This window comes from Salinisphaera orenii subsp. halophila YIM 95161 (assembly GCF_003732545.1).
Lineage (GTDB): Bacteria > Pseudomonadota > Gammaproteobacteria > Nevskiales > Salinisphaeraceae > Salinisphaera > Salinisphaera orenii_A.
In genome coordinates, this window is record NZ_AYKF01000121.1 from 70,362 (window position 1) to 94,570 (window position 24,209).

The 24,209-nt window shown below is 69.5% G+C and carries 20 protein-coding genes; 11 read left to right on the forward strand and 9 right to left on the reverse strand.

Translation table 11 applies throughout. The features are described 5' to 3' along the window. The first annotated feature begins 322 nt into the window (after positions 1-322). Positions 323-1,081 (forward strand): SDR family NAD(P)-dependent oxidoreductase, encoded by a 759-nt coding sequence (locus SAHL_RS15155; protein WP_123592254.1) that lies wholly within the window; start codon positions 323-325, stop codon positions 1,079-1,081. A 114-nt stretch (positions 1,082-1,195) separates the two neighbouring features. Here SAHL_RS15155 and purU read toward each other — a convergent pair whose 3' ends face one another. Then, positions 1,196-2,053: a formyltetrahydrofolate deformylase gene (gene purU, locus SAHL_RS15160; RefSeq protein ID WP_123592255.1), complete on the reverse strand. Its 858-nt coding sequence runs from the start codon at positions 2,051-2,053 to the stop codon at positions 1,196-1,198. Between the two features lie 115 nt (positions 2,054-2,168). On the opposite strand from purU, the gene dinB reads away from it, so the two are divergent. Next, positions 2,169-3,242: a DNA polymerase IV gene (gene dinB / locus SAHL_RS15165; protein WP_123592256.1), complete on the forward strand. Its 1,074-nt coding sequence runs from the start codon at positions 2,169-2,171 to the stop codon at positions 3,240-3,242. 365 nt (positions 3,243-3,607) lie between these two features. Here dinB and SAHL_RS17610 read toward each other — a convergent pair whose 3' ends face one another. Then, positions 3,608-4,012: a hypothetical protein gene (locus SAHL_RS17610; protein WP_148045582.1), complete on the reverse strand. Its 405-nt coding sequence runs from the start codon at positions 4,010-4,012 to the stop codon at positions 3,608-3,610. On the opposite strand from SAHL_RS17610, the gene SAHL_RS15175 reads away from it, so the two are divergent. Further along, entirely contained in the window at positions 4,011-4,751 is a 741-nt protein-coding gene (locus SAHL_RS15175) for a glutathione S-transferase (protein WP_123592258.1), read from the forward strand. The genes SAHL_RS17610 and SAHL_RS15175 overlap by 2 nt on opposite strands. Then, entirely contained in the window at positions 4,741-5,397 is a 657-nt protein-coding gene (locus SAHL_RS15180) for a thiopurine S-methyltransferase (protein WP_123592259.1), read from the forward strand. Before SAHL_RS15175 ends, SAHL_RS15180 begins: the two co-directional genes overlap by 11 nt. Before the next feature lie 100 nt (positions 5,398-5,497). Here the strand turns inward: SAHL_RS15180 and SAHL_RS15185 are convergent, their stop codons facing one another. Together SAHL_RS15185 and SAHL_RS15190 are read right to left on the reverse strand one after the other, a co-directional pair. Beyond that, positions 5,498-6,256 (reverse strand): TSUP family transporter, encoded by a 759-nt coding sequence (locus SAHL_RS15185; protein WP_123592260.1) that lies wholly within the window; start codon positions 6,254-6,256, stop codon positions 5,498-5,500. Between the two features lie 56 nt (positions 6,257-6,312). Then, positions 6,313-6,633, reverse strand: a complete 321-nt coding sequence (locus SAHL_RS15190) for a hypothetical protein (RefSeq protein ID WP_123592261.1) — start codon at positions 6,631-6,633, stop codon at positions 6,313-6,315. Between the two features lie 159 nt (positions 6,634-6,792). On the opposite strand from SAHL_RS15190, the gene SAHL_RS15195 reads away from it, so the two are divergent. Further along, positions 6,793-7,281 (forward strand): DUF4442 domain-containing protein, encoded by a 489-nt coding sequence (locus tag SAHL_RS15195; protein ID WP_123592262.1) that lies wholly within the window; start codon positions 6,793-6,795, stop codon positions 7,279-7,281. Between the two features lie 219 nt (positions 7,282-7,500). On the opposite strand, the gene SAHL_RS15200 is transcribed toward SAHL_RS15195, so the two are convergent. Next, a complete protein-coding gene (locus SAHL_RS15200) occupies positions 7,501-9,798 on the reverse strand; it encodes a putative bifunctional diguanylate cyclase/phosphodiesterase (protein WP_221177992.1) in 2,298 nt (765 codons plus the stop codon). A gap of 360 nt (positions 9,799-10,158) precedes the next feature. Here SAHL_RS15200 and SAHL_RS15205 point away from each other — a divergent pair, with 360 nt between their 5' ends. Further along, on the forward strand, positions 10,159-11,133 hold the full coding sequence (locus SAHL_RS15205) for a DnaJ C-terminal domain-containing protein (RefSeq protein ID WP_123592290.1): 975 nt from the start codon (positions 10,159-10,161) through the stop codon (positions 11,131-11,133). A gap of 2 nt (positions 11,134-11,135) precedes the next feature. Further along, the gene (locus SAHL_RS15210) at positions 11,136-11,456 is read left to right on the forward strand and encodes a chaperone modulator CbpM (RefSeq protein WP_123592263.1); all 321 of its coding nucleotides are present in this window, start codon (positions 11,136-11,138) and stop codon (positions 11,454-11,456) included. A 578-nt stretch (positions 11,457-12,034) separates the two neighbouring features. On the opposite strand, the gene SAHL_RS15215 is transcribed toward SAHL_RS15210, so the two are convergent. Further along, positions 12,035-13,720 carry an AMP-binding protein gene (locus tag SAHL_RS15215; RefSeq protein WP_123592264.1) on the reverse strand — a complete coding sequence of 562 codons (1,686 nt, stop codon included), beginning with the start codon at positions 13,718-13,720 and terminating at the stop codon, positions 12,035-12,037. Between the two features lie 828 nt (positions 13,721-14,548). After that, positions 14,549-16,240 (reverse strand): NAD-dependent malic enzyme, encoded by a 1,692-nt coding sequence (locus tag SAHL_RS15220; protein WP_123592265.1) that lies wholly within the window; start codon positions 16,238-16,240, stop codon positions 14,549-14,551. Between the two features lie 111 nt (positions 16,241-16,351). On the opposite strand from SAHL_RS15220, the gene SAHL_RS15225 reads away from it, so the two are divergent. The 3 genes from SAHL_RS15225 (at position 16,352) to SAHL_RS15235 (ending at position 19,640) form a co-directional block, all read left to right on the forward strand. Next, positions 16,352-16,741 (forward strand): rhodanese-like domain-containing protein, encoded by a 390-nt coding sequence (locus SAHL_RS15225; RefSeq protein ID WP_123592266.1) that lies wholly within the window; start codon positions 16,352-16,354, stop codon positions 16,739-16,741. 31 nt (positions 16,742-16,772) lie between these two features. Beyond that, positions 16,773-17,789 (forward strand): zinc-binding alcohol dehydrogenase family protein, encoded by a 1,017-nt coding sequence (locus SAHL_RS15230; RefSeq protein ID WP_123592267.1) that lies wholly within the window; start codon positions 16,773-16,775, stop codon positions 17,787-17,789. Between the two features lie 75 nt (positions 17,790-17,864). After that, positions 17,865-19,640, forward strand: a complete 1,776-nt coding sequence (locus SAHL_RS15235; RefSeq protein ID WP_123592268.1) for an SLC13 family permease — start codon at positions 17,865-17,867, stop codon at positions 19,638-19,640. Positions 19,641-19,957: 317 nt separating this feature from the next. Here SAHL_RS15235 and SAHL_RS15240 read toward each other — a convergent pair whose 3' ends face one another. Both SAHL_RS15240 and ybiO read right to left on the reverse strand, forming a co-directional pair. After that, the gene (locus SAHL_RS15240; RefSeq protein ID WP_221177993.1) at positions 19,958-20,401 is read right to left on the reverse strand and encodes an NUDIX hydrolase; all 444 of its coding nucleotides are present in this window, start codon (positions 20,399-20,401) and stop codon (positions 19,958-19,960) included. 593 nt (positions 20,402-20,994) lie between these two features. Further along, a complete protein-coding gene (gene ybiO / locus SAHL_RS15245) occupies positions 20,995-23,400 on the reverse strand; it encodes a mechanosensitive channel protein (protein ID WP_123592269.1) in 2,406 nt (801 codons plus the stop codon). A gap of 107 nt (positions 23,401-23,507) precedes the next feature. On the opposite strand from ybiO, the gene SAHL_RS17615 reads away from it, so the two are divergent. Continuing rightward, positions 23,508-24,023, forward strand: coding sequence for a hypothetical protein (locus SAHL_RS17615; protein WP_148045583.1), 516 nt, complete (start codon positions 23,508-23,510; stop codon positions 24,021-24,023). Positions 24,024-24,209: the final 186 nt, after the last annotated feature.

Consider the following 24,209-nt stretch of genomic DNA (forward strand, 5'->3'; position numbering starts at 1 on the left):
GGCCGCAGCCGGCACCGCCCCACGGTACCGCGAGCCGCCGCCGGGCCACGCGCGCGCCGGCAGGCCCGATACGACCGCCTCGGGAGGCGTCGCCTTCACGCCAAGACCGCGCCGAGACCCGACGCTCGGCCGTGGTCGACGAGCGGCCCGTCGGCGCGCCGAAACGAGGCGTCCCGCAGGACACGACGGTTGGGGCCCGAGGCGACACGCGGCGATCGCTGTGGCCGATCGCCCTTGAACTCACGCCCATCGCCCGCAACGCCGGTGCACGGGCAGCGCCGCACGCGGCTGCATGCCTCACCCAGCCACCCGGAGGGTATCCATGCCGGACAAGATCGCTTTCATCACCGGCGCCAACCGCGGCCTCGGCCGCAGCATGGCGCACCACCTGGCCGCGGCCGGCGTCGGCGTGATCGGCACCTACCGCAGCCATCGCGACGAGGCCGACGCCGTGGTACGCGAGATCGTCGAGGCCGGCGGCCGCGCCGCGATGCTCGAACTCGACGTCGGCGACAGCACCGCTTTCGCCGGTTTCACCGAGCGCCTCGCGGCCACGCTGGCGGACACGTTCGATCGCGCCGACCTGGACTTCGTCGTGCACAACGCCGGCGATGGCATCCTCGCGCCCTACGAGGACACCAGCGCCGACGATCTGGACGCGCTCTACCGGGCCCACTTCAAGGGCCCGTTCCTGCTCAGTCAGCAGCTGCTGCCGCTGATCGCCCGCGGCGGGCGCATCCTGAACGTCTCCACGGCGGCAACACGCTTCGTGCTGGACAACCACTGTGCCTATTCGGCCATGAAGAGCGCGCTGGAGGTGACCACCCGCTACATGGCCAAGGAACTCGGCGATCGCGGCATCACCGTCAACGCGATCGCGCCGGGCGCGGTGGAGACCGATTTCGCCGGCGGTGCGGTACGCGACGACCCCGAGCTGAACGCGCATTTCCGCGCGATCACGCCGCTGGGACGCACCGCCGGGCCGGACGACATCGGCGCGGCGGTGGCCGGCCTGCTCTCCAGCGATTTCGCCTGGCTCAACGGCGAACGGATCGAGTTGACCGGCGGGCAGTCGCTTTGATGCCGCCGGCGGGGCGCGCAGCGGTCGGGCCGGGCCGCGGCTGGTGGTCGCGCCACCGCCGGCAATCCCGCCTGCACCCGGCGACTCGCTGAGGCCGCCCCACCGTGCGGGCGATCAAAGCACCACGGTCCGGCGCCCGTTGACCAGCACACGATCCTCGAGATGGTCGCGCAGGCCGCGGGCCAGCACAGCCTTTTCGACGTCCTTGCCGTAACGCACGAGGTCGCCGACCGAATCGCCGTGGCCAACCCGGACGACATCCTGGTCGATGATCGGGCCCTGGTCGAGTTCGGCCGTGACGTAATGACAGGTCGCCCCGACCTGCTTCACGCCGCGTGTCCAGGCCTGCCGATAGGGCGACGCCCCCACGAAGCTCGGCAGGAAACTGTGGTGGATGTTGATGATGCGGCCGGCGAAACGCTCGCACAGCGCCGGCGGCAGAATCTGCATGAAGCGCGCCAGCACCATCGTCTCGCCCCCGGATTCCAGAAATAGCCGCTCGATCTCGGCCCAGGCCTCGGCCTTGTCGTCGCTGCCCATCGGGACGTGGTGATAGGGAATGCCGTGCCACTCCACCAGCCCGCGGGCATCGTCGTGGTTGGAGATGACGCAGGGAATCTCGATGTCGAGCTCGCCGGACTCCCAGCGTTCCAGCAGATCGTAGAGACAGTGCTTCTGACGCGAGACCAGAATCACCACGCGCTTGCGCACCGCACTGTCGCTGATCCGCCAGTCCATCTCGCATTCGTCGGCGATGGTCGCGAACCGACGGCGCAGCTCGGCGAGCCCGCAGGCCACGGAATCCGCGCGGACCTCGACACGCATGAAGAAACGGTTGTCGTCCTCCTCCGCATGCTGACTGGAACGCAGGATCCAGCCGCCGAGTTCGGCGAAGAAGCCGGCCACTCGGGCCACGATGCCGACGCGGTCGGGGCAGGAAAAACAAAGGGTGTAGTGCTGGGTATGGTTCATGGCCTCGTGTCTGGCGACGTTGAAAAATCGACCCGCATGGTAGCGCGAGCCGCCGCGGCGCGCCGCGACACCTGGCCAGGTCCTACAATGAGGCTCGAATCCGGACGGGTGACCCATGACCCGAGCAGTACGCAAGATCGTTCACGTCGACATGGACGCCTTCTATGCGTCGGTGGAGCAGCGCGATGCGCCCGAGCTACGCGGCCAGCCGGTGGTGGTGGCCAAGCGCGGCGCGCGTTCGGTGGTGACCGCGGCCAGCTACGAAGCCCGCGTGTTCGGCGTGCACTCGGCCATGCCCGCCCTGCGCGCCGAGCGGCTGTGCCCGCAGGCGGTGTTCGTCGATCCGGACTTCGCCCGCTATCGCGCCGTCTCGCAGCAGATTCGCGAGATCTTCCACCGCTATACCGAGCTGGTGGAACCGCTGTCGCTGGACGAAGCGTATCTGGATGTGACCCGCCCGCGTATCCCCTCGCCTTCGGCGACCGAGACCGCGCGCGCGATTCGCGATGCCATCCGCGCCGAAACCGGCCTGACCGCCTCGGCCGGGATCGCCCCCAACAAGTTTCTGGCCAAAATCGCCTCGGACTGGCGCAAGCCGGACGGCCAGTTCGTGCTGCCGCCGCATCGGGTCGAGGCATTTCTCACGGCCCTGGACATCGGCCGGATCCCGGGCGTGGGGCCCAAGATGAAGGCGCGGCTGACGGCCATGGACGTCCACACCGTCGGCGATCTACGCGCGCTCGGCGCGCCCGAGCTGCGCGAGCGTTTCGGACGCTGGGGCCAGCGGCTGCACGAGCTCGGGCGCGGCGTGGACGAGCGCCCGGTGCAGCCGCGCCGGCCGTCGGTCCAGGTCTCCAGCGAGGACACCCTGCGCGAGGATCTGCCGCTGGACGCGCTTACACCGCACATCGAACGCCTGGCCGCCAAGGCCTGGGCCCAGCAGGAGAAAAAACGCCCGCGGGTCGCGCGTACGGTGGTGCTCAAGCTCAAGACCGCGGACTTTCGGATTCTCACCCGCAGCTACACGCCCCCCACACCCCCGGCCTCGGCCGACGAGGTCGCGGCCATCGCCGGGGCCCTGCGCGGCCGTGTCGATCAGGCCGTGGCCAGCCGCTATCGCTTGGTCGGCGTGGGCCTGTCGGGCTTCGTCGACGGCCGCGGGACGGCGGTCCAGCCGAGCCTGCTATAGGGCCTGTTGATGTTTCGTACGCGCGCCGCACTGGAGACCGCGCATCGTGTGCGGCAAGACTCGCAACGCCGTAGCGCGCGATGTGCGGCCCAACCCTTCGGGACAACCGCTGTCTTGATTATGTGCCAAGTTCAACTAGCGCTGATGCGTGCGGGCAGTGCGTCAATTAACTGCGGGTGCCCATCTGCTGGCGATCTGAAGCGCACGACGGGCCGCAACACGTCGCGCGGCGGTCGCCAGCTAAGTCTCGTACATAATCAGGAACGCTGTTGTGCGGCAACCCAGCGCTGCCGACGCTGTCGCTTTCGGCGGCACGGGCTTCGGCCCGCCGCCGAGTGTCTCCGAGCCGCAGTGCCGGCAGGGCGTTATATGAGCGCAACGCGTGCGCCCGAGCCGGATCGTGACCCGGCAATACTCGGCCGAAGCCGAGCAACCAAATCAGGATAGCGGGCGGCAAGGCGCGCGGACGCCTTGCGATCGACCGGCACGCCGAGCACGCCGGGACGAACGACGATCGACGCGGCGGTTGGCTCGCCCGCTTCGCGGCGGCAGCCATGGTGCGCACCGCGGCCCGACTCGAACCGCTCGCGGGCGCCCGGGATCTGCTCCTCCATCGGCATCCGTCGAATCCAGATCGGGGCGGAGAGGCGGCCAACATGCCGCACACGCATCGGCGCGAGCGCTGCGGGCCGGCCGGTGTCGCACCGGGCGTTGACCGGGCGCACCGCGTCTGCTCCGATGCCGGGATTCCATCCATCGGTTCCGACCATGCGCTACGAGTTGTTCTACTGGCCCGGCATCCCCGGCCGCGGCGAATTCGTGCGCCTCGCCCTCGAGGACGCGGGCGCCGACTATGTCGACGTGGGCCAGGCGCGCGGCGCGGAGGCGGTCGCCGAAGGGCTCGAGGCCGGCCCGCGGCCGCCGTTCGCGCCGCCCTATCTGCGCGCCGAGGGCATCGAGGTCTCGCACGTCGCCAACATACTGCTGTTTCTCGGGCCACGGCTGGGACTGGCGCCGGCCGACGGGGCCCTGCACCGGTTCGAGCACGGGCTGCAGCTCACGCTGACCGATTTCACCGCCGAGATTCACGACACCCATCATCCCCTCGGACCGACGCTCTACTACGCGGACCAGAAGGCCGAAGCCGCCCGCCGCGCCGCAGTGTTCCGCAGCGCCCGTCTGCCGACATTCCTGGGCTATTTCGAGACCGTGCTCGCAGCCAATCCGGACGGCGGCCACTGGCTGGTCGGGGACGCCTGCAGCACCGCGGATCTGTCGCTTTTCCACGTGGTGACCGGCCTGCGCTACGCCTTTCCACGGGCCGTCGACGCGGCGACAGTCGATACGCCCCGCGTGCTGGCACTGGTGGAACGCGTGGCTGCGCGACCGCGACTGGCCGCCTATCTCGCATCCGATCGCCGCGCAGCGTTCAACGAGCACGGCATCTTCCGCCACTATCCGGAGCTGGACGGCGGCATCACCGAAGGAGACGACCGAGATGGACCGTGATTTCTGGCTCGAACGCTGGGCGCACCAGCAGATCGGCTTTCATCAGCCCGAGGGCCACCCGGCGCTGGCCGCACACTGGGGCACGCTCGGTCTGGAGCGCGGCACGCGGGTGTTGGTGCCGCTGTCGGGCAAGAGCGTCGACATGGCCTGGCTGGCGGCACAGGGCCACGACGTGACCGGCGTGGAGCTCAGCGAAATGGCCGCCCGCGCCTTTTTCGATGAGCGGGATCTCGCAGCCGAGCGTACCCGCGCCGGCGCGTTCGATCGCCATGCCGCCGGCGGCGTCGAGATCCTGGTCGGCGATTTCTTCGACCTGTCCGCCGCCGCCCTGGTGAGCTACGATGCCGTCTACGACCGCGCGGCGCTGATCGCCCTGCCCCCTGCGACCCGGCAGCGTTACGCCGAGCATCTGCTGGCCGGCCTGCATGCCGGGACCGGGCTGCTGCTGATCACCCTGGACTACGATCAACGACTGATGGACGGACCGCCGTTCGCGGTTTCGGACGACGAGGTGCAGAGACTGTTCGGCGAGCGCTGTCGAATCACCTGTCTGGACGAACGGCGCGGTCCGGCCGAGAGCGCGCACCTGCGCGAGCGCGGGCTCGACGAGGTCGCCGAGCGAGTCTACCGGCTCGTGCGCCGCTGACGACGCCCGCTCGGTGGCGCCGCGCTCAGCCGCTCGCCGCCGCAATAGCGTAGCGCCGGGCGCGCGAGCGACCAGGCCGGTGGTCGTCACCGTACGACGACTAGAACAGGCCGCGCACGACCAGACTGACGCCCATGGCTGCGAGCATGGCGAACACGACCGCGCGCAGCCGGCGCTCGGGCAGCCGGTCGCGGACACACTGCCCGAACATCTGACCCGCGGCAGAGGGCGCGATACAGACGAGTGTGGCGATCAGCTCGGCCCGGCCGTAGACACCGAGCGCCGACAGCCCGGTCGACAGCAGGGTCGAGGCCAGCAGGAACATCACGCAGATGACGAGCGCGAACTGCTCTCGCGGCATCCGACAGGCGACGAAGACCGGAATCGAAGGGAAACTCACGAACGACGTCATGCCGGCGAGCAGCCCCGAGAGCGCGCCGGAAGCCAACTGCGCCCGCAGCCGAAGCGGCGTCGCGATGCGCGGCTGCCAGCCCGTCAGCTGGACGGCAACGAAGATCAGTATCAGCGCCCCAACCAGCACCAGCAGCCGCTCGTGGCCCGCACTCGAGAGCACGGCGAGCCCCGCGATCATGCAGACGGCGAGCGTAGCGTAGAACGGGAGATAGGCGCGCGCGGCCGCCAGAGCCCGCCGATTCTGTATCAACTGAACGACGTTGGCCGCCATCATCGGGGCGATCGAGATCGCGATCGCCGTGGGTACGGGCAGAAGAAAACTGGCCAGCGGGATGGTCACCATCGGCTGACCGAAGGCCGCCGCACCCTTGACGAAGCCCCCGAGCAGATAGACCACGATCAGGGCGGCGAGTACGGCCGGTGCGAGTGGACTCAGTTCCGGCATGGCGCTCCGATGACCGGTCGGCCCGGCCGGCAAAGCGCCGCATTATAGCCGCGGCGTCAGTCGTTGCGACGCGCCGCGTCCAGCCGCTGCTTCAGCCCCCGCCCGGCCAGCCCGAGCCCGCCGCAGATCAGCAGTGCGACCATCACATAGACCCATGGGGGCAGGTCGCGCCCGACCGCGAGCACGTACAGATAGGGCGCGGTGTAGCACAGCGCCCAGAGAAAGACGAGCAGCGCGAGCGGCTTCTGGCGACGGATGTGATGGAACAGCCAACCGCTGATCAGCAGGAACGGCACCGTGGTCACCAGATAGATGAACACGAACAGCAGCGGATTGACGTGGTGGGTCTCGGCGACCCCGTTGAGATAGTCGATCATCGTGATGGTTCCGGCAAAACGGTGGTCGCGCTGTCGCGCGGGGCGCCGTTCGACACGATACGGCCTTCCGGGCCTGGCGGATACACCCGTACGCCGATCGTTTGCCGGCGCCGCCGCGGCGGCTAGAATGCGGGTTCATTCCGCGTCATACGTCCCGCCATGCAACCCGCCCTGCTCCGCCGCTTCATGAACGTGTGGCCGCCGTTCGCCGCGAGCGGCATTCACGTCACCGATCTACGCCGCGACTGGTCATACGCGCGCGTTGAATTGCGGCTGCGGCCCTGGAACCGAAACTACATGGGCACCCAGTTCGGCGGCAATCTGTTCAAGATGTGCGACCCCTTCTGGGCGATCATGGCGATCGAGCGCCTGGGCCGCGGCCATATCGTCTGGGACGCAGCCGGCGCGATCGATTTCCTGGCCCCCGGACGCGGCACGGTCCACGCCGAGTTCGTCTTCGACGACGCCCTGCGCGACGAGATCATCGACATCACGGCCACCGGCAAGAAACATCTGCGCTGGTTCGAGAACGACATCGTCGCCGCCGACGGCACCGTCGTCGCCCGCATACGCAAGCAGCTCTACATCCGGCGCAAGCCGCCCCGTAACCGGGGCGGGCGCCGGCGCGGCGAGCGCTCGGACGCCTAGCGCGGCGATCGTCCCGGTCGAACCCGCTCTGCGAACCGCGCGGTGACAGTCCGGGCGCTCGTCGTCCGGGGACGGGAATAGCGACGATCGGCGCGCCGCGTCGTCGGCCGGCCGGGTTCCGACCGCCCCGCGAGCGCGGGACTTGCAGTCTCGGGTCCGCCCGCGCCCACCGGCGGTCGCCGCTGCCGAGGCGTCGCCGGCAGCGTCCCGCCGTCGCGATCAGCCGATGGAAAGCAGCTCGGCCAGTCGCTCCGGCGGCATGGGGCGAGCCAGCAGGAAACCCTGGGCCCGCGGGCAGCCGAGTTCGCGGATCCGGGCCAGCTGATCCTCCGTCTCGATGCCCTCGGCCGTGATCTGCAGCGACAGCGTGCGCCCCAGATCGATGATCGCGCGCACGATCGCCTGCGTGCGCTCGTAGCGCAGCATGCGTCGCACGAAGCTCCGGTCGATCTTGATCGCGTCGATCTCGTAGCGATCGATATGGGCCAGTGCCGAATAGCCGGTGCCGAAATCATCGAGTGCGATACGCACGCCCCGGCCGCGCAGCCGCGCCAGCAGGTCGGCCACGCCGTCCTCGTTCTGCAGGAACAGGGTTTCGGTGATCTCCAGCTGCAGCAGCCGCGCCGGCAGACCGGTGACGCTCAGGATCGACGCCAGCCGGTCGGGAAAATCGTGATGGCGGAGCAGGGCGACGGAGACGTTGACGCTCAGACCCAGCTCGCGCGCCTCGGTCTGCGCGTTCCAGGCCGCAACCTGGGCACAGGCGCGCTCCAGCAGACGGGCGCCGATCTCGGCGACGATCCCGATCTCCTCGGCGACCGGGACGAAGACCGAGGGCGCCACATCACCGCGTTCGGGATGTCGCCAACGGGCGAGCGCCTCCACGGCGTCGAAGCGCCCCGTCGCCGGATCGCAGATCGGCTGGTAGTCGATCGTGAACTGGTCCTCGGCCAGCGCCTGCCGGATGTCGTTCTGCAGGGCCAGCGTCTCGATCACCTCCGCCCGCATCGCATCGGTATACAGACTGTACTGGCCCAGGCCCTTGAACTTGGCGGCGTACATGGCGATATCGGCGTCGCGCAACAAGGCCTCCGGCGTATCGTGACGGCGGCCGACCGCCACGAGGCCGATGCTGGCCGACGTGAACAGCTCCTGGCCCTGGATCCGCACCGGCGAGCGCAGACACTCGAGCACGCGCTCGGCCAGAGCTACGGCGTTCGCCGTGTCGGCGGCCGAACGCTGCACGATGACGAACTCGTCGCCGCCCACACGGGCGAGAATGTCCCGGCCGGTCACACAGCGCTCCAGCCGCCGCGCGGTCTCCATGAGCAGCAGATCGCCGGCCCTGTGGCCGAGGCTGTCGTTGACCAGCTTGAAACGGTCGAGATCCATGAACAGCACATGGCCGGCCACTGCGGACTCGCCGGCGTCGTCGCGGGCGAGCAGCGACTCGAGCGCATCCATTACGTAGGCCCGGTTGCGCAGGCCGGTCAGATCGTCGTGAAAGGCCGCGTACTTGAGGCTCTCCTCGATGCGCTGGCGCTCGGCGAGCTTGGCCTGCAGCGCGATCTTCTCGGCCTGCGCGATCCGCGCCTGGTTGGCCACCGCCTCGGCCTGCTTGCGCTCGCTGACGTCGCGCTGGACCGACACCCAGTGGGTGAACCAGCCGTGTTCGTCGGCGACCGGCACGATGCTCAGCTCGACCCAGAACGGCGCCCCGTCCCGGCGATAGTTGCGCAGTTCGATTTCGATCGGCCGCCAGTGCTCGAGGGCGGCACGCAGGCGATCGAGCGCGGTGCGGTCGGTATCCGCGCCCTGGAGGATGCGCGGCGTCGCCCCCAGCACATCGGCCTCGGCGTAACCGGTGGTTCGCGTGAAGGCCGCGTTGCAATAGACGATGCGCGGCCCCGGCCGATCGATCGGCTCGGCCTCGGTGATCAGCACCGCATCGTTGGCATTCACGACCACGGACTCCAGCAGCCGCAGCCGTTCGCCGTAGGGCCCGGGCAACGGCGGCTCGGACACACCGGCCCCGCCGTCGGGGGCGGTCAGTTGCCGAGCGATCTGGACGCCGTGCGTCTCCAGGACGTAGGTCTGCGCCGCACTCAGGCCGGCACGGGCGCGGCTGTCGGCGATCAGCAGCGCACCGAGCAGGCGCCGCGCGTGATCGCGGACCGGCACGAAGACCGCGAACCGGGGCCTCGCACCCGAGCCGTCGGCGATCTCCGGCACCCTCCAGTCCGTCTGCCGCTCGGTGTCGTTGGCGATGAGCAACGCGCGCTCGACGCCGGGCTCGCGTGGCTCGGCCCAGGCCGCCGGGCGTTCCACCCCCGAGACGGCGGCCTGCGCGCCGATACGCACCGTCGGCGACAACCACTCGTCCTGCAGGCGGTACAGCACGGCCGTGGGCGCCTCGATCGAATACGCGGCACTGCGCATCAGCCGCATCAGACCCGCATCGACCGCCGGCCCCGGCCCGCCCGGGGTGTTCGCATCCTTTCGATATTCGTAACTCATGGGGACTCGTGGCGATGACGAACACGGCCGTACGCAGACGGGCCGTCGACTTGTGACGGTATCGGCCGCGAACGCTACAAACTGACGCCAGCGCGGGCACAATCTTGCGCGGACGGCGAATACGCCTGGCGCGGCCGCGGGCGCCGTCGTACCGCATGGGACGGCGTATCGGCCGATCGGATCGCGGCTGGCAACGGTCGCCTCTCGCGGGGCCGCCCGAACGGCCGCGCGCCGCGTCACCGCGCGGCGTGAGCCGCTGCCGCGGCCCGCGACAGCATATTGAGTTTCGGCAGCCGATGCCTACATTGTATGAATCGTGAACAGGCCATGGCCGGTCACTTCGACTCAACGGAAACGGGCGTGGAATACAAGGACTACTACAAGACCCTCGGCGTGAGCCGCGACGTTTCGGCGGACGAGATCAAGCGCGCCTATCGCAGGCTCGCGCGCAAGTATCATCCGGATGTCAGCAAGGAACCCGATGCCGCGGACAAGTTCCGGGCCGCCAACGAAGCCTACGAGGTGCTCAAGGACCCGGAAAAGCGTGCCGCCTACGACCGCATCGACCCCGACGAGGCGCGCGCATCGGGCGCACGCGGTGGCGGTTTTCAGCCGCCGCCGGACTGGGACCGCGGCTTCGAGTTCCACGGCGGCGGCTACACCGGCGGCGATTCCGCGGACTTCAGCGATTTCTTCGAATCGCTGTTCGGGCGCGGTTTCGCCGGCGGGCCGGGGGCGGCTGCTGGCGGCCCGCGTCAACGCGGCGGCATGCGGGGCCGGGACCACGTCGCCCGCGTCGAGATCGATCTCGAGGATGCGTTTACGGGCGCCACGCGCGACCTCACGCTGAATGCGCCCGATACCGACGCGCAGGGGCGCGTGACCCACCGGGAACGCACGCTGCGGGTGCGCATTCCCAAGGGTGTGCGCGCGGGGCAGCAGCTGCGCCTTTCCGGCCAGGGCATGCCGGGCATGGCCGGCGGCGAGGCCGGCGACCTGTACCTGGAGATCGCCTTCCGCGCGCACCCGCATTTCCGGGTCGACGGCGCCGACCTGATTCTGGACCTGCCGGTCGCCCCCTGGGAGGCCGCGCTCGGGGCCACGGTCAAGGCGCCGACACCCGCCGGGCCGGTCGATCTGCGGATACCGCCGAACTCCAACGGCGGCCGGCGCCTCCGGCTCAAGGGCCGGGGCCTGCCCGGCGCCACGCCCGGCGATCTCTACGCCGTGCTCCGTATCACCCTGCCGCCCGCCGACGACGAGGCCGCACGCGCGCTCTACGAGCGCATGGCCGACGAACTCGCGTTCAATCCGCGTGCACGTCTGGGAGTCTGAACATGTCGCGTGATACCGATACCGTCCTCACCGCCTACGTCGTCGAATCGCAGACGACGATCACGCTCGGCCACCTGTGCCGCTCCTGCGGCGTGCACGCCGAATGGGTGCAGCAGCTGGTCGCCGAGGGCGTGCTCGAACCGGCGGCCGCCGGCGAACGCGAGCGCTGGGCGTTCAGCGCCGACAGCGTGCCGCGCGTGCACACCGCCCTGCGGCTGCAGCGCGATCTCGGGCTGAACGTTTCGGGCGTGGCGCTGGCGCTGGAGCTCATGGACGAGATCCGTACGCTGCGCCGGCAGCTGGACGCCCACCAGGAGCGCTGAAGCAAAAACCCGCGGGCCGGCTCGAGCCGCTCCAACGCAGATCGCCCGTCCTCGACCGGGCGGCCGCCGCGGCCAGCCGCTCGCATCGCCGAATCCGAGACCGACCATCCGCCGCCAGGCCGATCGCCGCCCCGGCCTCGCGAGCCGGGGCACCGCCGGCCCGACAGGTCAGCTCGGCCGGACAGCGGTCGCGGGCCGCTCTGGCGCTTTCACCGGCCGGATAGCGGGACAGCACAAGACTCCGGTCGCCTTCAACGCCGCCGGTCATGCAAGAGACTCGGCCGGCACCCACCGCGCGACATGTTGCGGCCCGCCGTGCGCGTCGGGTCGCGAGCCGACGGGCACCCGTGGCCAATCGATAAACGGTCGGCCACCAATCCGGGCGGGTCGAACCTGCCACATGATCAGGTCGACGCTGCTCCGATGGACGCGGCATATACGCCATGCGCCCGTTCGCGTTCTCAACCCCGGCTTTCGTTCAGGGTTCATACCGGATCGGTGTCACGCCCCTCGCGGCTGGCCTTGCCGCCCGCAACCACCACCAACGGCCACGCCGCGGTTCCGGGCACGGGCCGCACCTAGACCGGCGCGAGCCCGAGTTCCTCGATCATCTGCTCGCGTATCCGGTATTTCTGCACCTTGCCGGTCACCGTCAGCGGGAAGCCGTCCACGAAGCGGATGTAGCGCGGGATCTTGAAGTGCGCGATCTCGCCGTCGCAGAAGGCGCGCAGGCCGGCCTCGTCCAGCGACTGGCCGGCGGCCAGCTGGACCCAGGCGCAGAGTTCCTCGCCGTAGGTGGCGTCCGGCACGCCGACGATCTGGACGTCGACGATCGCCGGGTGGCCGTAGAGGAATTCCTCGATCTCGCGCGGATAGAGGTTCTCGCCGCCGCGGATGACCATGTCCTTGAGCCGGCCGATGATGCGGCAGTAGCCGGCCTCGTCCATCACCGCCAGGTCGCCGGTGTGCATCCAGCCGTTGCGGTCGATCGCCTCGCGCGTGCGTTCGCAGTCGTCCCAGTAGCCCCGCATGACGCTGTAGCCGCGGGTGCAGTACTCGCCCGGCTCGCCGCGGGGCACCGTCTCGCCGTCCAGATCGACGACCTTGATCTCCAGATGCGGGTGCACCCGGCCGACGGTGGCCACGCGCGCCTCCAGGGCGTCGTCCACGGCGGTCTGGCAGCTCACCGGCGACGTCTCGGTCATGCCGTAGGCGATGGTGACCTCGTTCATGTGCATCTCGTCGATGACGCGCTGCATGACCGCCCGCGGACAGGGCGAGCCGGCCATGATGCCGGTGCGCAGGCTCGACAGGTCGTAATCGGCGAAATCCGGACGCTCCATTTCCGCGATGAACATCGTCGGCACGCCGTAGAGCGCGGTACAGCCCTCGGCGGCCACCGCGTCGAGCGTCGCCGCCGTTTCGAACGAGGCCGCCGGATACACCACGGCGGCGCCGTGGGTGAGCGCGGCCAGATTGCCCATCACCATGCCGAAGCAGTGATACAGCGGCACCGGCACGGCGATGCGATCGGTCTCGGTCGCGCCGATGCCCGCGCCCACCAGATAGCCGTTGTTGAGGATGTTGTGGTGGGTCAGCGTCGCGCCCTTGGGCCGGCCCGTGGTCCCGCTGGTGAACTGGATGTTGATCGGATCGCGCGGGTTGAGCTCGGCCGCGCGGCTGTCGACCCGGGCGCGCAGCGAGTCGGTGGCCTGCTCCGCCAGGGCGTCGAAGTTGAACATGCCGGGGGTCGGCGTGTCGCCCAGCCGGATCACCGTGCGCAGCTCCGGCAGGCGCCGGCTGATCAGCCGGCCGGGCGCGCACTCCTCGAGTTCCGGGGCCAGGGTCTGCAGCATCTCGATGTAATTGCTGCTGGCGTGCTGCGGCATCACCACGAGGGCGCGGCAGCCGACCTTGTTGAGCGCGTACTCGACCTCGGCCCGCCGATAGGCCGGGTTGAGGTTGACCAGGATCAGTCCAAGCTTGGCGCTGGCGTACTGGGTGATCATCCACTCGGCACAGTTGTGCGCCCAGATCCCGATGCGCTCGCCCGGTGCCAGCCCCAGCGCCAGGAACGCCGCGGCATAGGTGTCGACACGCGCCTTGAGCTCGGCGTAATTCCAGCGGATGTCCTGATGCCGGCTCACCAGCGCCGGCCGGTCCGGCCAGCATGCGGCCACCCGGTCGAACGCCTGGCCGATGGTCTCGTCGAGCAGCGGCGGCTCCGCCGCGCCCTCGGCCACGCTGAGTGCTGGCCCGGTCATGGTCTCCTCCCGGCATCCATCCGATGCCCGCGTGACGGCGTCCGTACAGCACCGTCATCTTTTTGTATTCCGTTCGATTACGCCCAACGGCCGTGGCGAACGCAAGTGCCGCCACCCTCGAGGCCGGAGAGCGCCGGACATACGCCGCCTGGCCGCACGAGTCCGGCAGCCGCCAGCGCCCGTGATTCAAGACCCGACGACCGCAACGAGCGCACGCGGCGCCGGCGCCAAGACTTTGGTCGGAGAGCACCGTTCGGCCGGAGCGCACGCGCCGGCACCGGCCTACGGGAGCGGCCGCCGAAGCGCGGCCAACGGCATGGCGACAGCACAGCGCATGTGGGGGCGCGTGCGACGCGCGCCTCGACAACCACGGTCTTCGGGTCGCGACTTGTACACCGGGCAGGACGCTGCCGTCCGAATTGGCGCGCCGGTCGCGCGTCGCCTATCGGCCGCAGCCGGAGAACGCGCCCGAGCGTGTAGAGAAGACGGGCCGGAGGCCGCGCGGGCCGCGTGATCGCCCACGGCGGCCGCGCAATCGGATCACGCAGATCACAATCCGACGCTCGCCGCCTGTGAGTGTTGAGCGCGACCCGCAGTCGCGCCGGAGAGCGTTTGCCTCGCAGGAGACCTGCCGGACGCGCCTGTCGACGTGCTGCACGCGTCCGCGGGATGCGGGAAGACGCATCAAACAGACGCCCGCCCCTTCCGACAGCGTCCGGATTCGCGTCCCGCAGCGTGCCGCGAATCAAGCCCGTAACGACTCGGGCCGACATCAGGCCCCCTGCGGGATCACGATGCGGGGCGTGTTCCCAGGGCCGTTTCGCGGGCCTAGAACGCGGCCCGCCGGTAGCGCCGATAGCGCGGATACCAGAAGTTGCGCCGCACGCTTTCGCGCACGGCCTCCTCGCTCGAGGACAGCGCGACGCCGTCGATTTGGGCCTGACGGGCCACCGCGATCGCGATCGACTGGCTGAGTTCGCGCACGTCAGCCAGGCGCGGCAGCAGCGCGCCCTCGCCGTTGACGCCGAGCGGCGAGTTCTCGGCCAGCGCCCGGGACGCGGCCATCAGCATCGTGTCGGTGATCGCCTCGGCGCGGGCGGCGAGTGCGCCGAGACCGATGCCGGGAAAGATATAGGCGTTGTTGCACTGGGCGATCGGGACGCTGCGCCCGCCGATGGACACCGGATCGAAGGGACTGCCGGTGGCCACCAGCGCCGCGCCTTCGGTCCAGGCCAGAATCTCGGCCGGCGTGGCCTCGACCCGCGAGGTGGGGTTCGACAGCGGCAGCACGATCGGCGCGCTGCAGCGCGCGTGCATGGCCTGGATGACTTCCTTGGAGAACAGCCCGCGCTGGCCGGAGACACCGACGAGCACGCTCGGATGCGCGTTGTCGATCACGGTGCGCAGCGCGTCGCCGGCGAGATCGCCGGACCAGTCGGCCACCGCGGCGCGCGGCTGGGCCAGGCGCTGCTGGAAATCGGCGAGCCCCGCCATGTCGTCGGTGATGAGGCCTTCGCGGTCGATCATCAGAATGCGGGCGCGTGCCTCGGCCTCGGACAGCCCCTGATCGGTCATCGCCACCACGATCTGTTCGGCGATGCCGCAGCCGGCCGAGCCGGCGCCCACGAACACGATCGTCTGGTCGCGCACGCGTTCGTTCTTGGCCTTGCAGGCCGCCAGCAGGGAGCCGACGCAGACCGCGGCGGTCCCCTGGATATCGTCGTTGAAGCAGCACAGCTGATCGCGATAGCGCTTGAGCAGCGGCATGGCATTGCGCTGGGCGAAGTCCTCGAACTGCAGCAGCACGTCGGGCCAGCGCCGCTTGACCGCCTGCACGAACAGATCGACGAACTCGGCATACTCGGCGTCCGAGATCCGCTCGTGGCGCCAGCCCATGTACATCGGGTCGTCCAGCAGGTCCGGATTGTTGGTGCCCACGTCCAGCACGACCGGCAACGTGTAGGCGGGACTGATGCCGCCGCAGGCCGAATACAGCGACAGCTTGCCGATCGGGATGCCCATGCCGCCGATGCCCTGATCGCCCAGACCCAGGATGCGCTCGCCGTCGGTGACCACGATCACCTTGACGTTGGGCTTGGTGGCGCTGCGGATGATGTCGTCGATGCGGTGCCGGTCCGGGTAGGACACGAACAGGCCGCGGTGGTTGCGATAGATCTCCGAGAACTGCTCGCAGGCCTGACCCACGGTCGGCGTGTAGATGATCGGCAGCATCTCCTCGAGGTGATCCTCGAGCAGGCGGAAGAACATGGTCTCGTTGTCGTCCTGGATGCCGCGCAGATAGATGTGCTTGTCGAGGTCGCTGTCGCAGGCGCTGTACTGGCGATAGGCGCGCTCGACCTGCTCCTCGATCGTCTCCACGTTCTTGGGCAGCAGCCCGATCAGATTGAACGCCACGCGCTCGTCCTCGTCGAACGCGCTGCCCTTGTTCAGCAGCGGCATCTCCAGCAGCGTCGGGCCGGCGTAGGGGATGTAGAGGGGGCGTTTGGTGCTGTCGGTCATGGGGCGGCGTCTCGATCGATCGTTGCGGCCACAGGATACCCGGGCGCGGCAACGATGACCCGCGCCCCGGCTTCGTGCTATATACGCGGATTGTCTCGCCCGGAGCTTGTCATGGCCAATACAGTCAGCGCCCGCGAACTGGTCGCCCGCGCCGAGGCGCGGGTCACCACACTCACCCCCGCCGAGGTCGCCGAGCGACGCGGTCGCCCCGGAACACTGCTGGTGGATATCCGCGACGTGCGCGAACGCGCCCGCGAGGGCTACGTCCCCGGCGCCCTTCACGTCCCGCGCGGCATGCTCGAATTCTGGGTCGATCCGGACAGCCCCTACCACAAGCGCGAACTGGGCGAGGCGGAGGCGCTGATCCTCCATTGCAACAAGGGCTGGCGATCGGCGCTGGCCGCCGCAACCCTGCAGGACATGGGCCTGACGGACGTCGCGCACATGGACGGCGGCTTCGAGCGCTGGCGCGACGAAGGCTTCGAGGTCGCAGCCGAATGAGGCCCGTGATGCTCGGCGGGCGGCCACGCGCATGAAGGCCGTCGCCCACACCGTCATCCGCGACATCGACGATCCACGTTATCTCGAGGATCTGACGCTCGAGCCGCCGACGCTCGGCGCGCATGACCTGCGCGTGCGAGTCGAGGCGGTGGCGGTCAATCCGATCGATCTCAAGGTGCACGGACGCCGACCGGCGAGCGCCGAGGCCCCGGTCATCCTGGGTTTCGACGCGGCCGGCGTGGTCGAATCCGTCGGCGCGGCAGTGGCCCGCTTCGGCGTCGGCGACCCGGTGTTCTACGCCGGCAGCGTCGCCCGCAGCGGCTGCAACGCCGAACTGCACTGCGTGGACGAGCGGCTGGTGGGCCCGAAGCCGACCACGCTGGATTTCGCCGACAGCGCGGCCCTGGCCCTGACGGGGCTGACCGCCTGGGAGCTGTTGTTCGACCTGATGGCGCTGGACGACGACGCCCACTCGCCGGCGGGCCCGGTGCTCGTGCTCGGCGGTGCCGGCGGCGTCGCCTCCATGGCCGTGCAGCTGCTGGCCGCCTTCACCGACCGCACCGTGATCGCGACCGCTTCGCAGCCCGACAGCGCCGAGCACGCCCGGGCGCTGGGCGCCCACCACGTCATCGACTATCGACAGGATTATCGCGACCAGCTCGCGGCGGCCGGCATCGACGACGTCGCGGCGATATTCTCCACGCATACCACCGCCTTCGCGTGGGAGAATTTCGCCCGCGTGATCCGCCCGTTCGGGCGGATCGGTTTCATCGACGATCCCGCCCCCCTGGACGTGAGTCTGCTCAAGGCGCGCAGCGTCGCACTCTACGGCGAGGGCATGTTCAATCGCAGCGTATTCGCCACCGACGACATGATCCGCCAGCACGAGATCCTCACCCGCATCGCCCGTGGCATCGATGGCGGACGTCTCAACGCCACCACCGGCCAGCATTTCGGGACCATCAACGCCGCCAACCTGCGGGCCGCCCATCGCCACGTCGCGGCCGGCCACGCCCGCGGCAAGGCGGTACTCTCGGGTTTCGGCTGACGTGCGGGGCCGCGTCCGACACAGGCCATCGCGGCGGCATCACCGGCCGCCCACCCCGAACCGACACGCGATCGCATGACGCTCGCAGCCGGCATCACGCTCGGCGTGCTGGTCGCCGTTCTCGGCACGCTCGCGGCCACGCGGCTGGCGGCCGATCTGGTGCTCATGGCCGGCCTCGTCACCCTGCTCGTGACCGGCGTGATCGATCCGGACCAGGCCTTCGCCGGCTTCTCGAACCCGGGGGTGATCACCATCGGCGCGCTCTATATCGTGGTCGCCGGGCTGCGTGACACCGGTGCCACCCAGCTGCTGGTCGCCAACCTGCTGCGGCGGCCGCGCTCGATCGGTCACGCCCAGCGCCAGCTCATGCTGCCGACGACGTTCATGAGCGCCTTTCTCAACAACACCCCGGTGGTGGCCGCGCTGATACCGGTGATCAACGACTGGGCGCGCAAGCACGAACTGCCGGTCTCGCGGCTGATGATGCCGCTGAGCTTCGCCGCGATTCTCGGCGGCACCTGCACCCTCATCGGTACCAGCACCAACCTGCTGATCAATGCGCTGCTGATCGAGCGGGGGGTCAGTGACGGGCTGGGCATGTTCGAGCTCGCCTGGGTCGGGGTGCCGGTCGCGATCGCCGGCATCGTGTTCATCATAGCGACCAGCCGCTGGCTGCTGCCCAACCGCGACGCCGCCATCACCGAGCTGGAGAATCCGCGCGAGTACAGCGTGGAGATGATGGTCGCCGCCGACGGCCCGCTGCCGGGCCAGACCATCGAACAGGCCGGACTGCGCCAGCTGCCGGGCATGTACCTGGCCGAGATCGAACGCGACGGCAACATCCTCGCGGCCGTGTCGCCGCGCCAGCCGCTGCAGGCCAACGACCGCCTGGTGTTCGTCGGCATCGTCGACTCGGTCGTTGACCTGCAGAAGATCCGCGGTCTGCTGCCGGCGACCCGCCAGATCTTCAAGCTTGACGCGCCGCGGCCCCAGCGCGTGCTCATCGAGGCCGTGGTCTCCGGCAGCTGTCCGCTGATCGGGCGCACGATCCGGGCGAGCGGCTTTAGGACCCAGTACAACGCCGTGGTGCTCGCCGTGGCCCGCGACGGCGAGCGTCTGAACCGCAAGATCGGCGACATCGAGCTGCGCCCGGGCGACACGCTGCTGCTGGAGGCGCGCCCCTCCTTCGTCCAGCAGCAGCGCCATTCCAAGGATTTCTTCCTCGTCAGCCAGATCGAGAACTCGAACCCGCCGGAACACCAGAAGGCCTATGCGGCGATCGGGGTGGTGGGCGTCGTCGTCGGCACGGTGGCGCTGGGATTGATCAGCATTCTGAAGGCCTCGCTGCTGGGCGCGGCCGCGATGCTGCTCATTCGCTGCACGACCCCCGACTCCGCCCGCCGCACACTCGACTGGTCGCTGCTGATCGCGATCAGCGCGGCCATCGGCATCGGCGCCGCGGTCGAGGACACGGGGCTGGCGCAGGGCTTCGCCCGGGCGCTGGTCAGCCTGGCGGGCCAGAACCCCTACGCGGTCATGGCCTCGCTGTTCGTGACCACCGTCAGCATCAGCGCGGTCGTCACCAACAACGCGGCCGCCGTCATCATGTTCCCGATCGCGATCTCACTGGCCGGCGGTTTCGACGCCTCGGCCATGCCCTACGCAATCGTGGTGATCGTCGGCGCCTCGGCCAGCTTCCTCACACCGATCGGCTATCAGACGAACCTGATGGTCTACGGGCCCGGCGGCTACCGGTTCACCGACTTCCTGCGGCTCGGCGCGCCGCTGACCGCCCTGGTCGGCGTGATGACCATCGCCATCGTCCCCTGGGTCTGGCCCTTGGGCGGATAGCGCGACCGCGAGGGCCGGACGACGCGTCGCACGTCGTCCAGCGCGCACCGAGCCCGCTCACGGCCGATGGCGGCCACCGCCCGGCGCCACGCGCATGCCGCGGCCGCCGGGCCGAGTCGACATCTATGCATCCGATCATCACGGACCGCGACGGCGCAGGCGATCGCACGGCCCCGGGGCTCTCTGCCGGAGACGGCCGCGAGAGCACGCGCGTATCGGCCCGGGCTTTTGCACAGTGGCGCTTGACAAGCCTGTGGACGAATCGTGCACGAACGCGCCGAAGCCCGCCGATACGGCGTTCACAGCGCACTGGTCACTCATTGACCAGTCGGCTTCGAGGCCGGCGCCGTCGACACGAGCGCCGGAATGACGTGATCGCGCAACAAGGGCGCCAGGAACACGTCGGGCGCGCGATCCAGCCGCAGCCAGTGCAGTGATGCGATCTCGGCGTCGGGACGGGCGGCCGCGGCGTCGATACCGCGACCGTCGAAGACATGGGCGTGGATCGCGCGGCCCGCCTCGTTCGCGGCTGGGGCGTCAAACACGCCGAGCCGGCGTAGAGCCCGAGGCGAAAGCCGGCAGCCGATCTCCTCCCGCACTTCGCGACAGGCCGCGGCGCGCGGCGTCTCACCGCGCTCGATCTTGCCACCCGGCAGCATGAAGGCAGCCGTTCCACGCTTGCGGACCACCAGCAGCGCGCCGGCGCTGTCGAACAGGCAGACCGCCGCGATCCGAAACACCGTATCGATATCCGCAGTCACGCCGAACCCCGTGGCTCGGGTCGGTGCGCCCCGCCCCGCGGTTTTTCACACAGCCTCTGGGCAACCCTGTGGACAACCGGCCGGCAAAACCCGCCAATGCCCGTAACGACGGGGCGCGCAGGCGAACTGGTCACGATCTGTTCAGCGGTCGAGCCGCCGACGAATCCCGGCTGCGGCGACATCAAACCGGCGCACGGCCGATCGGATGACCCGCGGGCGCATACAATGCCGAAAAGCCACGTCGCAGCCGCCACACGGCGGGTCATTGCGGGCCGGAGCGTGATGGCGCCCCGGCCGCACCGGCCCGCGCGCCAACGCGACCGGACGAGCGGGATGGCATCCCCCGCGCAGCGCGCGCCAGGCGGGTTTCACGCCGGCAGGACGAGACGACTTTTCCGAAACCACCGGGCATCCCGTGCACAGAACGCCGGGACAAACCTGTGGACAACCTCGGCATGAACGGCCTCGATGCCCGCCCCGCGGGCATTCCGATAGCGATCGAACAGAACTTGATCACGCCGGAATGCCGGACCGACGCGCCGACGCGCCCGCGCGGCATCGGACCGCACGGGCGCGTCGACTCCCGCAACGACTCAGCCGTCGGCCGGGGCGTCGCCGGTTTCCGAGGGCGCTGCATCGTCGCCGCGCTTGCGCGTCTTCTCCGGCGCAGACTCGCCACCCCCCGCGGGACCTTCGATCACGCGCAGGTTGGCCGCCGGCGCATTGCCGGAACGGTCCTCACCGAAGTAGACCGTCTGATGCGGGAACGGGATCTCGATGCCCGCGCGGTCGAAGTGCAGCTTGACCAGCCGGTTGAAGGCACGGCCCACGCCCCACTGGGTTCCGGGCAGCGTCTTGATCATGATGCGGATGTTGACCGAACTGTCGGCGAGCGCGGTCACGCCGGGCACCGTCATGTCCTCGAGGATATTGGGGCCGACGTCCGGATCGGCTTTGAGATCCTCGAAGGCTTCGCGCAGGTGCGCGATCGCGTTGTCGATGTCCTCGCGATAGGCGATGCCGTACTCGGTCCGGAAGTAGGCCCAGTCGCGCATGTAGTTCGACACGACGTCGGCCGAGGAGAACGGCACCACGTGGTAGGCGCCGTCGATGTCGCGGATCGACACCGAGCGGATGGTCAGCCGTTCGGCCGTGCCGGTGATGCCGCCCACCGACACCACGTCGCCGGTGTTCATCGCATTCTCGAGCTGAATGAACACACCGGTGATGATGTCCTGCACGAGCTTCTGGGCACCGAAACCGATGGCCAGGCCGAGCACGCCGGCGCCGGCGATGAGCGGGCCGATGTCCACACCGATCTGCGACAGCGCGATCATCAGCGTCATCGTGGCGATGATGATCGCCAGCGCGTTGCGGAACAGCACGAGCAGCGTCTGCTGCCGGGCGCTGGGCGCCCCGCCGCCGGTGCTGGGGCTCAGCCGGTGCTCGATCACGCTCGCGGTGATCAGCCAGATCAGCGCCGCTGCGATCAGCACGATGGCCACCCGGATCGCCACGCTGACGGTGGTCACGCCGGCATCCGAGGCCAGCCAGGCGCCGAAGTCGAACAGCCCCCAGGCGCTGGCGCTGGCGATCACCGCGGCGACGATCAGCAGAATGACGACGCGGATGATCTTGAGCGCGTTCGGGATATAGGAGTTCACCCGGGGCTCGAGCATCGGCAGCTTGTCGCGCATGTTCGACGAGAAGGTCACACGCTTGCCGATGGCCTTGGACAGCAGGCCGGAGATACCGAAGCCGATCGCCGCGGCGATCAGCGTCTGCGCGGTCGCCGAGAGCATGTACGGCAGCGCCCCGTCCGGATCGACCTGGCTGGAGACGAACAGCGTCGTGAAGTAGGCGATCGCCAGTACGATCCACAGCCGCGAGAACACGCGGTAGAGCACGGCGAAGAAGCCGACCGACGCGTTGTCGGCCATGCGCATGAGCCGCTCGGTGAACAGCCGGCGGTTCTTGAAGATGACCGACAGCGCGTAGATGTAGGCGCCGCCCATCAGCAGGAAACTGACCGCAGCGCCGAGGAAGTACGACAGCTGCACGTTGACGATTGGCACCACCACCAGCAGGCCGTAACCGATGACGCTGACGAACCAGCGCAGCCGCACGCTCCACCAGGCGGCCACGGAATCGGGAATGCGCAGCAGACGCAGGCTCTCGTAGCGGGCCGCGAACACGCCGCGGATCGCGACCTTGGCCAGTTCGATCAGCGCGAAGGCGTTGATGAAAAGCGACTCGCGCGTACCCATCGTGCCGGACTCGCCGAACACGTAGAGCCCGGCGAGATAGCCGGCCCCGCAGGCCGCCAGGACCACCAGCGCATCCACCAGTATGGCGAGCGTGATCGCGCTGCCCCGACGCACGATCACACCGATGCCGGTCTCGGCCTTCTGCGCGAAGCGGCCGATGGCGGCGAACAGCGACGCCGCCAGAAAACGCAGCACGAAGAAGGCCGCGACCGTGGATACGGCGACCAGCGCGAAGGCGATCACGGCGTTGAAGAACGCGGTCGCGTCGAACTCAGGGCCGGGGCCGGAGTCGTCGTCGATCGAACTGATCATCGACCAGGCCGCACCCAGCTTGTCGCCGATCACCTCCGCCCAGGCGGCGGTGTTCTGCGCGAACTGCCGTGCGAAAGACACGCGTTCGGCGCTCGCATCGGCCTGCGCCTCGACCGCGGTGTCGGCATCGGTCGGCGGCGGCACGAGGGCATCGGCGGTCTCGGCTTCCGTGGTCTCGGCCTGCCCCTCGGCGGCTCGACGCAGCTCGTCGACCAGCCGGTCCCGGGTCTCGTCGTTCTCGATCAGATCGGCGAGCTGGCTCAGTGGCAGCGCCTGATCGGAGGCATCGGCCGCGGCGCCGTCGGCCCCGTCATTCTGGGCCATCGCCAACGGCGCGCACAGCACCGCCAGCATGCCGAGACACAGAACCAGGATACGCAGCGTATTGCCGGGAGTTCGCGAAGCGCGCGCTCGAGTCATGATACGTCTGTCCTTGATTGGATTCGCCGAAACGCCGTCGCGGGCGCAGGCCGGGTACGGGTGGCTCCGTATGATGACGACATGTTGCGCGCGAGACAAACCGGGCCGTGAGCCGCGCCGGACGGGTCGCCAGCCGCGGGCATCCGGATTCCGGCGCCATCGATGTTTCACGCGGCATTCAGGCGCGGCGCGCGAATCTCGAGGCAGAGTCCACGACAGAGACGCCCATGACCCCCCGAATCATCCTCCTGCTCGCCGTTGTCGCCATTGGCGGCTGCGCCTACCACGACGGCGGCCGCCAAGGTGCGCGGCATGGTGGCCCGCACGCCGGCACAATCGACCACCGCGACTATCGCGACTACCACTATGACCGGCGCGCCTACCGCCATGATCGCCATGACCGCCATGACGGGCACGACCGTCGCGGGCATGAGCGCTACGAGCGACGCCGTGATGCCCGACACGACGTGCGCTTCGGCCCGGACCGGCAACCGCGGGGCCGCCACGGCGAAGGCAAGGCACGGGGCCACGAGCGCCGTGCACAACGCCACCGCGGCGATCACCGCCACGATCCGCGCCGAGATCGGCAGGCCTCGCATGAGCGCTTTGAGCGTCGCGACTGATAGGCATTGACGGCGGCGCCGCCTCGCGCCCCTGGTCAGGTGCGGCCGCCGGGCGCTCGCGCGAGCGTCGATACGACGGCGGGTGCCGCAATTCGGCACCGCCTGTCGGCACGCGCGTGATGATCGCCGCCTCGCCGCCGCTCCATCCCGGGCGATCGGCACCCAAAGCAGTCGTACAGGCCGTCT

What these genes read in the sequence shown, in the direction of transcription:
- SAHL_RS15235 (WP_123592268.1), top strand. Translation starts at nt 17,865, where the DNA reads ATGACGCTCGCAGCCGGCATCACGCTCGGCGTGCTGGTCGCCGTTCTC.
- SAHL_RS15195 (WP_123592262.1), top strand. Translation starts at nt 6,793, where the DNA reads ATGCAACCCGCCCTGCTCCGCCGCTTCATGAACGTGTGGCCGCCGTTC.
- SAHL_RS15180 (WP_123592259.1), top strand. Translation starts at nt 4,741, where the DNA reads ATGGACCGTGATTTCTGGCTCGAACGCTGGGCGCACCAGCAGATCGGC.
- SAHL_RS17610 (WP_148045582.1), bottom strand. Translation starts at nt 4,012, where the DNA reads ATGGTCGGAACCGATGGATGGAATCCCGGCATCGGAGCAGACGCGGTG.
- SAHL_RS15200 (WP_221177992.1), bottom strand. Translation starts at nt 9,798, where the DNA reads ATGAGTTACGAATATCGAAAGGATGCGAACACCCCGGGCGGGCCGGGG.
- ybiO (WP_123592269.1), bottom strand. Translation starts at nt 23,400, where the DNA reads ATGACTCGAGCGCGCGCTTCGCGAACTCCCGGCAATACGCTGCGTATC.
- SAHL_RS15225 (WP_123592266.1), top strand. Translation starts at nt 16,352, where the DNA reads ATGGCCAATACAGTCAGCGCCCGCGAACTGGTCGCCCGCGCCGAGGCG.
- SAHL_RS15220 (WP_123592265.1), bottom strand. Translation starts at nt 16,240, where the DNA reads ATGACCGACAGCACCAAACGCCCCCTCTACATCCCCTACGCCGGCCCG.
- SAHL_RS15190 (WP_123592261.1), bottom strand. Translation starts at nt 6,633, where the DNA reads ATGATCGACTATCTCAACGGGGTCGCCGAGACCCACCACGTCAATCCG.
- SAHL_RS15230 (WP_123592267.1), top strand. Translation starts at nt 16,773, where the DNA reads ATGAAGGCCGTCGCCCACACCGTCATCCGCGACATCGACGATCCACGT.
- SAHL_RS15175 (WP_123592258.1), top strand. Translation starts at nt 4,011, where the DNA reads ATGCGCTACGAGTTGTTCTACTGGCCCGGCATCCCCGGCCGCGGCGAA.
- SAHL_RS15155 (WP_123592254.1), top strand. Translation starts at nt 323, where the DNA reads ATGCCGGACAAGATCGCTTTCATCACCGGCGCCAACCGCGGCCTCGGC.
- SAHL_RS15210 (WP_123592263.1), top strand. Translation starts at nt 11,136, where the DNA reads ATGTCGCGTGATACCGATACCGTCCTCACCGCCTACGTCGTCGAATCG.
- SAHL_RS15185 (WP_123592260.1), bottom strand. Translation starts at nt 6,256, where the DNA reads ATGCCGGAACTGAGTCCACTCGCACCGGCCGTACTCGCCGCCCTGATC.
- SAHL_RS15215 (WP_123592264.1), bottom strand. Translation starts at nt 13,720, where the DNA reads ATGACCGGGCCAGCACTCAGCGTGGCCGAGGGCGCGGCGGAGCCGCCG.
- purU (WP_123592255.1), bottom strand. Translation starts at nt 2,053, where the DNA reads ATGAACCATACCCAGCACTACACCCTTTGTTTTTCCTGCCCCGACCGC.
- dinB (WP_123592256.1), top strand. Translation starts at nt 2,169, where the DNA reads ATGACCCGAGCAGTACGCAAGATCGTTCACGTCGACATGGACGCCTTC.